Here is a 13,062-nt window from a genome sequence, read left to right on the forward strand (position 1 = left end):
AGTCAGAATTATTATATTTTTATAATTCCACTATTTAGTGAATTTTATTTCAGAATTTATTGGAATGCTGCTTGTATATTTCTTACTTTCTATATAGTTAAGTTAGTAAATAATATATAAATATTGTGTCAAAACTATTTTAAACATTTTCTAATATATATTAAAAGTGTACCAAAAATAACTATTAAAACAATTGGAAGGAACCATGTACCTAAACTACTACTTTTTTCTAAAGCGACTTTAATATTATTCCATTCGATATATGTAAATATTATCATGAATTCTGCTTTAATCATAATAATCAATTGTCTAGCACACCTGTACTGATACTCTGCATTTTCTTCAGTTATTGGTTTTAGATAATTATATACATGTGGAAATTTATTTAAAATAGTTAGAAAAATATGCATTATAAAACTTATACCAGCAAGTATAAATATAGAACTTTTATTACCATATCCATTAGGTATACCTGCAGCATTAAAATGTTTAGGTATAACATTTGGTAGTAGTTTATAGTATTTTAATAATAAATATTGATAAATACCGCTATAATGCTAATAAGTTCTATTATTATTTCATAAATCGAATAATGGATTTTAATTTTAGGTCTTTTTTCCACTCTTTATCCTCCTGTTTTTCCATTTATTGCTATGTCATAAAATTTACTTTTACTTATAGACATAATATCATAATAACTCATCTATATAAGACAATATATTAGTAGCTTTAGTCAATAATATATTAATATATAAAATGATACCAATTAAGGCAATAAAAAAATAGTAGCCCTGTCTGCAAGTGGTGGCTGCTATTCTTTATTTGTATTATAACACAATTTTATAAAATTTTTATCTATATCAACTTCAAGTACGGTAGTGTACAGACAGCACACAGGGCTGGTCTACAATATCAAGAGAGTTATTGAAAACAAATCATAGGATTATTGTGATCGCTTCTTCAATGCATTGTAGACCATCATACTCAGTGTGTCTTTTAAAATTTGCAGGTTTTCCTTACTGATGCCTTCTATTGTATCATTCATAAATTTCTCAGCTACAGGAAGAAGTTCATGATACAAATTTGTACCTTTTTTTGTCAAGTGCAACTGTTTGACCCGTTTGTCTCCAGCAATACCAAAACGAGTTAATAGTCCTTCTTGTTCCATCTTTTGAATCAGCCTTACCACTGTAGGCTCCTTAACAGACATTTTATCAGCCAGTACCCGCTGCGTTATGGAATTGCTCGTATAGATATAATATATGGCAACCCATTGGGGCCTCGTAATACTATACGGACTTAATCTTTGCTCCATGGTTTCCGAAAAAATCTTTGCACTCCGACTGGTTATAAAAGCCATGCAGTCATCCAAATTAAACATTTCATTCACCTAAAGAATTACCTCCTACAAAAGCGAAATGAAAGAAAATATAATTAAAGTAAACTCCCTCCATCTCAAAGATATACTTTTAGAGAAATACAAGACAAAAATATCTTATACCCCTCTATCTAGTATACTAAAATCTGCAGGAATTAAAAACCCTAAAAAATACAGCTGGCCGCTAAAAATATATAAAACTGGCTTTGATCTCGTCTTTGACGTATATTAAACTCAGAAGGACACAGAAATATTATTTTTATAGGTTATCTGCACTTTCTCTTTTGCTTCACATTATCAACGAACTTTTCCAACCTGTGAGTTAGTATTTTCTTGTCAAAAAAAGATTTAGTTAATCCCTTTTCAAACGCCGTAAAGTCAATAGGCACAAGACTGTCCGTATAAACTTTGAGCCGAGAAATCCTGCCATCAGAAACATTTGCAAATATGGTAACGTTACCAAAAGACAGTTTCTCTTCAAAGCTTATGTTAAAATCCGGGGCCTCTCCATAAATCCAGTCGTCCCTTTTTATTTTTTCAAGAATGGATGGTTTCATATTATTACTACTGATCTGTCTTATAGACATTTCCATGCCATATTCCAGCATAAATGCCTGGATTACGGCATCTATTGTACTTTCTGGAGTAACGCCCTCACAGAGATCAGATAGATTCACCACTCTACTTCTTACAGAATTTATACCCTTAGAATTCAGTTTGAGAAAAGAAGGCTTCAGTGCACCAGTAAGCATATCAAGATTTACATTAACCATGAGAGTCCCATGGTATAGAAAATTACCATAGTCAGCATATTGGGCATGCCCGGAAAACTTTTTTCCACTGATAAGCAGGTCATTCCTACCACTAAAAGTACATTCTACACCCATGGACAATATAGCATTACTAATTATTTTCAAATACCTTCCCACATCTGCATACTTTTCCTCTGAAATAAACGTAAAATTTACATTTCCCAAATCATGAAAAACTGCTCCTCCGCCAGAAAGACGCCTGACCGGGACAATTTCATGCTCTTTCAAAAACTCTGTGTCACACTCTGCAAAAACATTCTGGTTGCGTCCCAAAACAACCGCCGGCCGGTTCCTCCACAAGAATAAACAAGTTTTCGGGCCAGCTTCTGAAAAAAGCTGGTATTCTGCCGCCACATTATAATAAGGATCCGTTTCCAAAGACACATAAATTCGACTCATGACTGATGTATTGCTCCTATTCCGAATCCAAGCACAGCCTCATGAATAACTTCAGCAGTTGTGGGGTGGGCAAAAACCGTTTCAGCAATTTCCTTATCGGTGAAACCATTTGACACTGCAAGTGTAAGTGTGCTGATCAAAGATGAAGCATCAGCACCAATTATGGAACCGCCCACAATACGTTGAGTTGCGTTATCCCGTACAAGTTTCACAAAACCATCCGGTTCGTCCATGGTCACGGCCTTGCCATTACAAGAATATGAAACCGTACTGATGCTGAAATCCAATCCTTTTTTTCGACATTCTTCCTCCGTCAAACCCACACTGGATATTTCCGGACTCGTAAATACTACATTTGGGACAGCAGAATAATTTGCCTGTGTGGATCCTCCCAAAATATTATCTACCGCCACCATGCCTTGGTAAGAAGCTACATGGGCAAGCTGGATGATGTTGGTTACATCACCGATGGCATATATGTGTTCCACATTCGTACGCATTTGTGCATCTACAGAAATTCCTCTGCCTCGTTCATTGAGAATAAGCCCTGTCTTTTCAATATTCATACCATCAAGGTTTGGCTCACGGCCAATTGCCACAAGAACCTTGTCACTGACAACTATATGTTCTTCTTTTTTATCTTCGTAAGTCACAATTGCCTGTTTGTCCTCAGACTGTTGAATCCTCAGGACTTTTGAACCGGTATGAACGGAAATTCCCGCTTCACTTGCATAATTACGGATACTTTCGGAAACATCACGATCCAGCATGGGAAGCAATCTATCTAAAAATTCAACAACATTGACCTTGACACCAAGATTGTTATACATAAAAGCAAATTCCATACCAATAATGCCCCCGCCTATGATTGTCACTTTCTTAGGCAAATCTATACAAGAAAGAGCTTCCGTACTGTTCATGACCATGGGAAGGTCAATCCCTGGAATCTTTGTTTTGGAAATTTTCGACCCTGTGGCAATAATGATATCCCTGGCAGAAATAATGTATTTTTCTTTACCTTCTACGAAAACACTGTTATTGCCAAGAAATGCTGCTTTCCCGAAAATGACCTGCACACCATTATCATTTAGTAGACAAGAGATACCAGAAACAAGTTTTTCCCTAACTTCGTCCTTACGACGAATGATCCGTGCCATATCTACACGGGGTTCGCCACCCGTAATGATGCCAAATACGGATGATTTGCATACATTTCTGCAGACTTCTGAAGATTTTACAAGTGCTTTGGTAGGAATGCAGCCTACATTTAAACAGGTGCCTCCAAGCTCTTCTTTCTCGACTAGGATTACCTTCATACCCCTTTTTGCTGCATAAATCGCAGCCACATAGCCCCCTGGACCAGCACCTATAATTAAAAGCTCCGTTTTAAGTTCAACTGTTTCATTCTTTTTCAAATTCTCCTTCTGCTGTATTACTGCTTCATCCCTACGGCTGTTCAATTCAAAAAGCACCTGCCCGGAAGAAACCTCTGCGCCTTCCATACACAGGATTTTCGTAATGACTCCAGCTTTTGGAGCCTTGATTGGACGATTACCTTTTCCGGTTTCAACCTGAATGAGAATATTGTCCGCCTGCACCTCGTCCCCGACTTTTACATTTATCTTTCCAGCTTTGCCTTTTTTTCCTCCAGGAATGAAAGACATTTTAACTTCCACAGCTAATCCTCCTTTGAAAACTTGAGGGGCCGCACAGCCGCCCCTCCAAATGATGTGCTTATTCTCTGACTACTCCACCTCTTACAAGTTTTACTCCGTTTGCAATACAATCTCCTACTGGGCATCTTTTTTCGATAAAATCTGCGAAAGCTTCTGCTTTCTCCTGACTTTCATTGGTCTTGAAATGCATTACAAAACGAATTTCCTGAAATCCATTTCTAACATCGGCAAGACCCATAAAGCCATCAGGATCCAAATCTCCTTCCAATTCAACATGGAATTCCTCAAACGAAAAGTTCTGTGCTTCGGCAAAGGCACTTGCGACTATTGTTTGGCAAGCTCCCAAAGCACACAGAATAGCCTCAACTGGATTCATTCCTTTATTGCTGCCCCCTAAATCCTCAGGCTCATCTAAAATGATCTTGAATCCTCTCGCATTAGTTTCCACTTTCAACCCACCCGGACATTTCTGGGCAGAGGCCTTAAACGTAGTTAACATATACAACACCTTCCTTTCTCCTCAAATCATTATTACAAGTCTATTTGACTAATAAAATTATAACATAGGTATTCTTTTATATCAATAGTAAGCTAAGTATGTATTTTTTGTTTTTAATTAGAGTCTGAATATGAGTTCATAATAGTCATACGATTCAAAAGATTATCTTTTTGATATTTTAAATCCCTAAGTTTTCTCCAACAAGTATCACTTTAATGCGACCTTTAAACATTGATTTACTGGTAATGACAAGTTGACTGCATCCATCTTCGGCGGCTTTAGAAAGTTCTTCGAACGAAGAGTAGTTCTGTCTATAACCTGACACAATCACTTTTGCAGCATAGTTTTTTACTCGAAGTATGGCTGCATCTAAATTTGGAACCACTTTATTTAATCCCGCCACTATTATTACATTTTTTGGTCCAAAAATAAGTGCCGATACCCTGTTGCCAATTCCATCAATATTCACCAGTTCACCCGTAGCAGTTATCGCATTAGAACTCATTAAAAAGTAATCTGCTAAAAGTGCCTGATGTGCCGCGCTTTCTTTTTCTTTACCTCCCTTGGGCTCAGCAGGATCTAAGAAATTGTACCCTCCATTTTTTAAAGCAAGCTTCAAGCCGATTTCATGCAAGGTCAAAGAGCCTCCGCAGGAAACCAAGTTGTCTTTGGGTATCATCTTAAGAATCTTTTTCAATGCTTCGTCTTTTGTTTTACAATAAAATCCTTCAATATTTCGTTTTCCAAATTCTCCGATTAGCTTCTTTGCTAACAAGACATTATAGTATTCTTTAGCTTTTATGGCATCCATACCTGTTCCTCCTAACTTGACTGATATAACCAATAATTCTATTCTAATCATAGGATACAAAAATTAACAGTCTATATTTACTATTTTATATATGTTATAATTAAATTAGAGGAGAAAATTGTCACATAAATTTATATATTTTACAATAGAATTACACTACCATTGCTAATGCTCCCAATTTCTTATAGTTGGCCATAAGCACTGCTACGCGTCTGGATAAGTTCTTGCCCTAAAGGATAACGTATTCTTAGTGCTAAAGCACTAAGAATACTGTTAAATAGGATTCAGATATAAAAAGGCATTTTTTATAAGCAAACTCCATCTGAACCTAAGTATGACTTGATAGCATCATTCACTGTACCTGATTCTGTCAATTATGGATTCCTTTTTTAATCTGCCCTCAATAAGGTAGGTTATCAGTATTTCCAGCAAAATAAACACTACAATAACTGCAAGTATAGGTATCAGAGGGAATTCATACTCTGCATAATCCGCCCCTGCTTTTTTAAACAGTTTAAAGCAGAAGTATCCAAGACCGGTTCCAAAGACCACCGACAGTAAAGAACTTATACCGGCATAGTACATGCCTTCTATCTGAAGCATTTTTCTAAGCTGTTTGTTTGACAGCCCCACTGCCTGGAGCATTCCATACTCTCTTTTTCTTGTGAGTATGCTTGTAATCATTGTATTTATGAGATTCAAAATTCCTATGAGAGCTATTATTGCCGTGAAGCTCATTGCTGTTACCTCTATTGCCATAAACTGATCATCCAGTTCCTTCTTCCAGTCTGTATTTGACTCATACATTATCCTGCTGTCCCTATTTACTATGGCTTTGAGCCTGCTTTTTATGGTCTCAAACTTACTGCTGTCTATATCTATATAAATGTCAGTCAATTTGTTGTCTCTGTCATCCGCCAGGCTGCCTTTAAATTCTTCTTTCGTAAATACATCTTTATGAGTTATAAATTCATATCCTCCCACAACCCAGCCGGAGCCTGCAATATTGTCACTTAATATACCTGCTACGGTGAACTTTTTATTCATGACTTCTCTCAAATTTCCGCTGCTGTCCTCTTTCCTGATTGAAACTGGGATTTTGTCCCCAACCTTATATTTGCAGATGACACTGCCATTTTTATCTTTTTTACCTGTTATGAGAACTTCATCTCTGTTTTTCAGATTTTCACTGGATATATTCCCGCCTATAAGATATTTATTCAACTTGTTCAGCATATAATCATCATATCCGTATAGAATACTGCGTGCATTGTCTACAAAAACATTCAATGTGCTTTTCTTGATATAGACATTTTTCACTCCATCCATGCTTTTTATATCATCAATCAATTTTTTATTCAATGGACTTCCATAGGTATTTGTAACCGAAAGATCAAATTCATATTTAAAATCATGCTTGACCATATTGTCTACATTCATACTTTTTAAAACACTGCATATTATGATAAATAAAACTCCGCTCATAGTTAGAGAAAGCATAGTCATAATTGTACGCTTCTTATTTCTCCACAGATTCAGCCGTGCAATTTTAGCTATAGATATCTTTTTCAAGGAAACTCTCTCCCTTTTACGGGAACTTATCTTTACACCGCTGTATTTCATGGATTCTACAGAAGATATCTTTGAAGAGAGCCTGCCTGGTTTTATAAGGGAGATTGCCACTGCAGCCAGACTTATCAATGCACATACAATCACAATGTATGGAGAGGATTTCATTCTTATATTAAATTGTGAAAAAAGATACCCAATCATAAAGGCAGCAATGTGGGCAAGTATAATGCCCAGTGGAATTCCTACTGCAGACAGCAGAAGTCCTTCCCTGAATATTATCTTCCTGATCTGCTTTCTAGTGGCTCCCACTGCTGCAAGCAGTCCGAACTGTTTTACCCTTTCAATAACGGATATATAAAATATATTGTATATGACTACCACTGTCGTCAGCACAACAATTACTGCTATCACGGCAAATGCCGCCAGCATCATGGGATCTCCTCCGGAAGCGTCTATATACATGGAGTTCTTGGTTATATTCTTGTCTTTTACTCCAATACTATGACCTATGTCAGTGATACTCTTTTCCACGTCTCTATGGCTTTTTACCCTTACAAAGCAGTCCTTTTCCATCTCCGGTAAATTTTCATACACAAGTTTTTTTGACACCAGCCCTGTACTTACGTCTTGCTGCTTGTGCATTGTACTGTCCTTCAATATACCGCTTAGCACAAAACCTGCAGCTGAAGAGGTATTTCCATATTCGATATGTATGGTTTCCCCTACAGCACTTTTTACATTTAATTTGTCAAGCACCCATTTTTCCAGGGCTATCTCATTGCTTTTTTGCGGAAGTCTACCCTTCTCCAGTTTAATATTTGTCATATCCGCTGCTTTATAATCTGCATAAATTAAGGATATGTCCGGATAATTGGAATTTTTTCTCTTTACACTCTCAAAGGGAATGTATTCTCCTGCACTTTCAATTTTTATGTTGTTCTTCAATATTTGAATCTGCCTGTCATTCACATTTTTGTAGATTCCATGATAATTTCCGGATTGTTCTTCAGTGGAAGCTATCACCATATTTTGAATGCTGTAGAGCACTATACCGGAGGCAGTTATGAGACATGTAGCCAGTGCTATGGTTATTATGACAAGAATATTTTTAGTCTTTGAGAATTTCAAATTTTTTCTGGCCAGATTTGATATACAGTTCATTTTACATCTCACCTGCCCTTATTTTTCCATCCTCTATTCCAACTATCCTGTCACCCATCTGGGCTATTTTTTCATCATGAGTTATCATTACAAGTGTCTGATTGTATTTTTCCACCGACATTTTAAGCAGCGACATAACTTCCTGGGCAGTTTTGGAATCAAGATTTCCCGTAGGCTCATCCGCAAGCATTATGGAAGGTTTGCTGGCAAGGGCCCTGCAGATGGCAGTCCTCTGCTGCTGTCCGCCTGAAAGTGTATTGGGAAGTGAATTTCTTTTATCATATATGTTCAGAGTTTCCATAAGTTCTCTTATATAATTTTCATCCACCTTCTTATTGTCAAGACCTATGGGCAGCGTCACATTTTCCCATACATTTAAGACCGGCACAAGATTGAAGGCCTGAAATACAAAACCTATATTCCTTCTTCTGAATATGGCCAGATCATCTTCCTTCATTGAAAATATATCTTTTCCCCCAATATACACATTTCCTGAAGTGGGCCTGTCTAGTCCACCCATCATATGAAGCAGTGTACTTTTTCCCGATCCCGAGGTACCTACTATTACAACAAATTCTCCCTCCTGTACAGTAAAACTTATATCATCCACAGCTTTGACCAAATTTTCACCTCTACCGTAGTATTTCTTTAAGGATTTTGTTTCCAATACCTTCATGTTATTACCTCTCTTTTACATTTGATACACAGATCATAACATGGCAATATTACATATCACTTTCAAACTCACTTACACTTCTGTAAGAAAAGGCTAAACCTGCTTCCTTTCCCCACCTCTGAATCCACCATGATATTTCCACCCTGCTGCTCCAGTATCCTCCTGGTAAGATACAGCCCAACTCCGGATCCTTCACATTCCTGAACTATCCTGGAATTTCCCCTATAAAATCTTTTGAAAATCTTGTTGAAATCTTTCTTTGGTATACCTATTCCATTATCCTCTATATCAATCCTTATAAAAAAATTCGTTTCAACCATACTGATATTGATCTTTCCACCTGAATCCGTGTATTTTATAGCATTTTCAAGCACATTGATTATGGCCTCCTTGGTCCACCTGGGATCATGAAAAACAAAATACTCATGAATATCTTCAGCATCTATCTCTATATTTCTATGAAGTGCTTTTGAATATACTCCCTTTATGGATTTATATATTGTATCCTTTATGGATTTTTTCTCTTTTTTAAATGTGATCATGCCTGCTTCAAGTCTTGACAGCTTTATAAGAGATCCTGTAAGCCATTCTAACTTTAACACCTCTTCTTTTATAGTATGTAAAAATTCTTTTCTTTCATCTGTATTCATATTTTCATCTTCTATTAGAAGGGAGTTGAAGAGTTTTATGGAGGACAAAGGTGTTTTAATCTGATGTGATATATCTGTAACAAGGGACTTTATATTTTCCTTTTCCCTGTCCAGCTTATTTATATTCAGCTCAAGTATTCTGGTCATTTGATAAAGCCCTGAATATATTTTAGATAAAATCCCCTCTTTATCATTATCAGCCTTTATGGAAAATTTGCCGTCTATTATTTTATCAACTACATTTAAAATTTCCTCAAGTTCTTCTATAATCCTCAGACTGCAGTATCTAAAAATACATATGCCTCCAGCCAGAGTCAGTATAAACACAACCAGATCGTCAATTGCCATATCATATACATTTTTATTAAATGCAGCATCGTTCCAGGCTTTGACTTCATCATCATATCCATATTTTTTTATGATGCTCTCACCATAATTTAAATCCTCAGAATTATATTTTTTTAGCAGAATGGTTTTTACAATTTCCACTTCATCTTCTGGATGCGATCTTGCAAGAGCTCCCACCAATTGTACTGTGGAATTCATCTGATTTACATAGATCTTGTTTATCATATGATAATGCAAAAAGCAGACAGCCATGGAAATAAGCATGGTACCTGAAACAACTGTTATAAACGCTCTTTTAAATAATGGATTTTCTTTTAAATATTCAATCATATTTTTGCACAGCTCTCTGCCCATATATATCCTATTCCCCTGACATTTTTTATATATTGAGGATTTGAAGGATCATCTTCTACTTTTTCTCTGAGCCTTCTTATATTTACAGCTATAGTATTTTCATCTATAAAGGTACCGTCTATAGAATAAAGTTTATCCAAAAGCTGATCTTTACTTATTATTTGTCCCGAATTACCCATTAAATATTTCAAAAGTTTTACCTCATTCCTGCTCAGGAACAATTCTTTTCCTTTTTTCAATACCTTCATATCATTAACATAGAAGACTATATCCCCGGATATGATTTTACTGTTTCCTCCTTTATCACAGTTTCTTCTAAGTAAGGCATTTATTTTCGACATCAGCACCATGAGGCTGAAAGGTTTGGCGATATAATCATCTGCACCCAGATCAAGTCCTGTTACAATATCCACTTCCTCATCACAGGCAGTTAAAAATATAATGAGCAGATTACTATTCTTTCTGATTTCACTGCAAAAATCAAACCCATTTCCATCTGGAAGTCCTACATCAAGGATCATAAGATCAACACTTTCGCCATACAGTATTTTTTTTGCTTCTTCTATGCTTCTGGCCGAAAATACTCCATAGCCTTCTCTGTCCAATTTAAAACTGATTCCTCTGTTCAAGGATCTGTCGTCTTCTACAAGCAGTATATTTTTCATATCGGCGTCCTCCATATTTTTACTTAACAAGAATACATTAATATCTTATCATAGGGTTATTTAAATTTGATACCATTGTCACTATAAAAATATTATAATAAAATCAATAGAATATAAACCACAAGGAGGAAATTATCATGAACATAACAAGCCATATCATGAAAAAAATGATAACTTATTTTGGAAATGATGCTAAAAGAATAAATCATGCTCTAAAAGTCTACGGCTTCAGTAAAACCATAGGTGAGCTGGAAGGGTTAAATAAAAATGACCTGCTTATACTGGAAATAGCTGCCATACTGCATGATATAGGAATTAAAGAAAGCGAGAAAAAATACAACAGTTCAGCGGGAAACTATCAGGAAATTGAAGGGCCTCCCATAGCCAGAAAATTGCTTAAAGACATTGACATAGATAAAAATGTAGTTGACAGAATATGCTTTTTAATAGGCAGTCACCACAGTTACAATAAAATTGACAAAATAGATTTACAGATATTAATCGAAAGTGATTTTCTGGTAAATGCCTATGAAGACAATATTAAAAAACCTGACATAGAATTTATGGATGATAAATATTTCAAGACCTCCGCCGGCAGGCAATTTCTGCATACAATTTACCTTAAAAAATAAATATATACTGAGGATGCAGCCAATCATTTTAAATAATAAATTATATTTTGAAAACTTGCTAAAGTATTTGATGTATTTTTATAGCAATGGGCTTTATTGGCCATATACTTCATGGCATCACCATATTTTAATTTATATGTATCATCCCCTATTACCATTTCCATTTCACCTTTATTGACAATAATGTACTCCTCTATTCCATCATTGTGTGAAGGAGATTGATGGCTGCATCCTGGTTCCAATTCAATATTGAATATTTCAAATCTTCTTTTGTTGTCATAGGGGAAGAGGGGGTACACTCTCATTTTTCCATCACTTTCAATTATGGGTTTAATATTATCGTGAATTACACAAGTGACTTCATGAGATTCTTCTTCCATAAAATAAGAAAATGAAACATTGAGACCTGTAGCTATCTTCCACAAAGTTGTCACAGTAGGATTAGAATTTCCTCTTTCCATCTGTGCCAGCATGGCCTTACTGACACCAGTCAATAACGCTACTTTATCCAGACTTAAATTTTTTCTTTTCCTTATGCTGTTTAAATTTTTCCCTATTATAAAATTAAAATCTTTCAAATCAATTCCCTCCTGGGTATTATATGTTATAATATATATATGTATAATATAACATACATGTATGTATTTATAATACCATAATATTTACATTAATTAAACCAAATGAAGGGGGCAATTTTCATGTCATCTAAACTCAGCAAAAGTGCTGAAAAAATACAAAGTGTACTTAATAAATTCGGATATGAATTAAATGTATTAGAACTATCCGGCTCTACTCGAACTTCACAGGAAGCAGCCAACACAATAGGCTGCAGTGTAGGGCAAATAGCTAAATCTTTAATTTTCAAAGGAAAAGTATCAAATAAGCCTATATTAATAATAGCAAGTGGCGCAAATAGAGTAAATGAAAAAGTAATTAAAAAATATGTTGGAGAAAAAATACAAAGGCCGGATGCTGACTTTGTTTTAAAAGAAACGGGCTTTGCTATAGGCGGCATCCCACCCATTGGACATAAAGATAACATAACCACCCTAATAGATGAAGATCTAACGAAATATGAAGAGATATGGGCTGCCGCCGGTACACCCCATGCAGTCTTCAAGTTGACTCCTCAAATTCTAAAAGATATAACGCAGGGCAAAATTATTTCCATTAAGTAATCTAAAATTCAGATGGGGTTTGCTTATAAGATTTTTTACAAGTAAAAAAGGAAGTATATTAACATACTTCCTCTGGTGGCTCACCGGGGAATCGAACCCCGGACAACATGATTAAAAGTCATGTGCTCTACCAACTGAGCTAGTGAACCATATATTCACCTGGCGACGACCTGCTCTCCCACAGGGCCTCCCCTGCAGTACCATGGGCACTGTGAAGCTTAACCTTCCTGTTCGAAATGGTAAGGGGTGTT

At 35.9% G+C, this 13,062-nt stretch carries 13 protein-coding genes, 1 tRNA gene and 1 rRNA gene; 2 read left to right on the top strand and 13 right to left on the bottom strand.

The window, feature by feature from the left end; all coding sequences use genetic code 11:
- Window positions 1–134: 134 nt before the first annotated feature.
- The 10 genes from LN736_RS18055 to LN736_RS18100 all read right to left on the bottom strand — a co-directional run bounded on the left by LN736_RS18055 (window position 135) and on the right by LN736_RS18100 (window position 11,001).
- Window positions 135–545, bottom strand: a complete 411-nt coding sequence (locus LN736_RS18055; RefSeq protein WP_326839103.1) for a DUF1648 domain-containing protein — start codon at window positions 543–545, stop codon at window positions 135–137.
- 398 nt (window positions 546–943) lie between these two features.
- On the bottom strand, window positions 944–1,381 hold the full coding sequence (locus tag LN736_RS18060; RefSeq protein ID WP_229982163.1) for a MarR family winged helix-turn-helix transcriptional regulator: 438 nt from the start codon (window positions 1,379–1,381) through the stop codon (window positions 944–946).
- Window positions 1,382–1,644: 263 nt separating this feature from the next.
- Entirely contained in the window at window positions 1,645–2,589 is a 945-nt protein-coding gene (locus tag LN736_RS18065) for a lipoate--protein ligase (protein ID WP_229982152.1), read from the bottom strand.
- Window positions 2,586–4,265, bottom strand: coding sequence for a dihydrolipoyl dehydrogenase (gene lpdA, locus LN736_RS18070; protein ID WP_229982153.1), 1,680 nt, complete (start codon window positions 4,263–4,265; stop codon window positions 2,586–2,588). The genes LN736_RS18065 and lpdA overlap by 4 nt, the downstream gene beginning before the upstream one ends.
- 58 nt (window positions 4,266–4,323) lie before the next feature.
- Entirely contained in the window at window positions 4,324–4,764 is a 441-nt protein-coding gene (locus tag LN736_RS18075) for an OsmC family protein (protein ID WP_229982154.1), read from the bottom strand.
- 178 nt (window positions 4,765–4,942) lie between these two features.
- Window positions 4,943–5,575 carry a lactate utilization protein gene (locus LN736_RS18080; protein WP_229982155.1) on the bottom strand — a complete coding sequence of 211 codons (633 nt, stop codon included), beginning with the start codon at window positions 5,573–5,575 and terminating at the stop codon, window positions 4,943–4,945.
- 348 nt (window positions 5,576–5,923) lie between these two features.
- Complete coding sequence (locus LN736_RS18085; protein ID WP_229982156.1) at window positions 5,924–8,308, bottom strand: ABC transporter permease; 2,385 nt, start codon at window positions 8,306–8,308, stop codon at window positions 5,924–5,926.
- Window position 8,309: 1 nt separating this feature from the next.
- Window positions 8,310–8,984 (bottom strand): ABC transporter ATP-binding protein, encoded by a 675-nt coding sequence (locus tag LN736_RS18090; RefSeq protein ID WP_229982157.1) that lies wholly within the window; start codon window positions 8,982–8,984, stop codon window positions 8,310–8,312.
- Between the two features lie 68 nt (window positions 8,985–9,052).
- Window positions 9,053–10,336, bottom strand: coding sequence for a sensor histidine kinase (locus tag LN736_RS18095; RefSeq protein ID WP_229982158.1), 1,284 nt, complete (start codon window positions 10,334–10,336; stop codon window positions 9,053–9,055).
- A complete protein-coding gene (locus LN736_RS18100) occupies window positions 10,309–11,001 on the bottom strand; it encodes a response regulator transcription factor (RefSeq protein WP_229982159.1) in 693 nt (230 codons plus the stop codon). The genes LN736_RS18095 and LN736_RS18100 overlap by 28 nt, the downstream gene beginning before the upstream one ends.
- 137 nt (window positions 11,002–11,138) lie before the next feature.
- On the opposite strand from LN736_RS18100, the gene LN736_RS18105 reads away from it, so the two are divergent.
- Complete coding sequence (locus tag LN736_RS18105; RefSeq protein ID WP_268253962.1) at window positions 11,139–11,633, top strand: HD domain-containing protein; 495 nt, start codon at window positions 11,139–11,141, stop codon at window positions 11,631–11,633.
- 23 nt (window positions 11,634–11,656) lie between these two features.
- Here the strand turns inward: LN736_RS18105 and LN736_RS18110 are convergent, their stop codons facing one another.
- Window positions 11,657–12,211, bottom strand: a complete 555-nt coding sequence (locus LN736_RS18110; RefSeq protein WP_229982160.1) for a helix-turn-helix domain-containing protein — start codon at window positions 12,209–12,211, stop codon at window positions 11,657–11,659.
- Window positions 12,212–12,331: 120 nt separating this feature from the next.
- Here LN736_RS18110 and LN736_RS18115 point away from each other — a divergent pair, with 120 nt between their 5' ends.
- On the top strand, window positions 12,332–12,811 hold the full coding sequence (locus LN736_RS18115; protein ID WP_229982161.1) for a YbaK/EbsC family protein: 480 nt from the start codon (window positions 12,332–12,334) through the stop codon (window positions 12,809–12,811).
- Between the two features lie 73 nt (window positions 12,812–12,884).
- Here the strand turns inward: LN736_RS18115 and LN736_RS18120 are convergent.
- A tRNA-Lys gene (locus tag LN736_RS18120) sits at window positions 12,885–12,960 on the bottom strand.
- Between the two features lie 8 nt (window positions 12,961–12,968).
- Window positions 12,969–13,062, bottom strand: a 5S ribosomal RNA gene (gene rrf, locus LN736_RS18125); the annotation flags it as partial.

Source organism: Clostridium aromativorans, assembly GCF_020908015.1.
GTDB classification, from domain to species: Bacteria; Bacillota; Clostridia; order Clostridiales; family Clostridiaceae; genus Clostridium_B; species Clostridium_B aromativorans.

Bases quoted from the DNA above. Each gene is read 5' to 3' on its own strand.
- LN736_RS18065 (WP_229982152.1), bottom strand. From the start codon at position 2,589: ATGAGTCGAATTTATGTGTCTTTGGAAACGGATCCTTATTATAATGTG.
- LN736_RS18060 (WP_229982163.1), bottom strand. From the start codon at position 1,381: ATGTTTAATTTGGATGACTGCATGGCTTTTATAACCAGTCGGAGTGCA.
- LN736_RS18080 (WP_229982155.1), bottom strand. From the start codon at position 5,575: ATGGATGCCATAAAAGCTAAAGAATACTATAATGTCTTGTTAGCAAAG.
- LN736_RS18085 (WP_229982156.1), bottom strand. From the start codon at position 8,308: ATGAACTGTATATCAAATCTGGCCAGAAAAAATTTGAAATTCTCAAAG.
- LN736_RS18090 (WP_229982157.1), bottom strand. From the start codon at position 8,984: ATGAAGGTATTGGAAACAAAATCCTTAAAGAAATACTACGGTAGAGGT.
- LN736_RS18075 (WP_229982154.1), bottom strand. From the start codon at position 4,764: ATGTTAACTACGTTTAAGGCCTCTGCCCAGAAATGTCCGGGTGGGTTG.
- LN736_RS18095 (WP_229982158.1), bottom strand. From the start codon at position 10,336: ATGGGCAGAGAGCTGTGCAAAAATATGATTGAATATTTAAAAGAAAAT.
- LN736_RS18115 (WP_229982161.1), top strand. From the start codon at position 12,332: ATGTCATCTAAACTCAGCAAAAGTGCTGAAAAAATACAAAGTGTACTT.
- LN736_RS18105 (WP_268253962.1), top strand. From the start codon at position 11,139: ATGAACATAACAAGCCATATCATGAAAAAAATGATAACTTATTTTGGA.
- LN736_RS18100 (WP_229982159.1), bottom strand. From the start codon at position 11,001: ATGAAAAATATACTGCTTGTAGAAGACGACAGATCCTTGAACAGAGGA.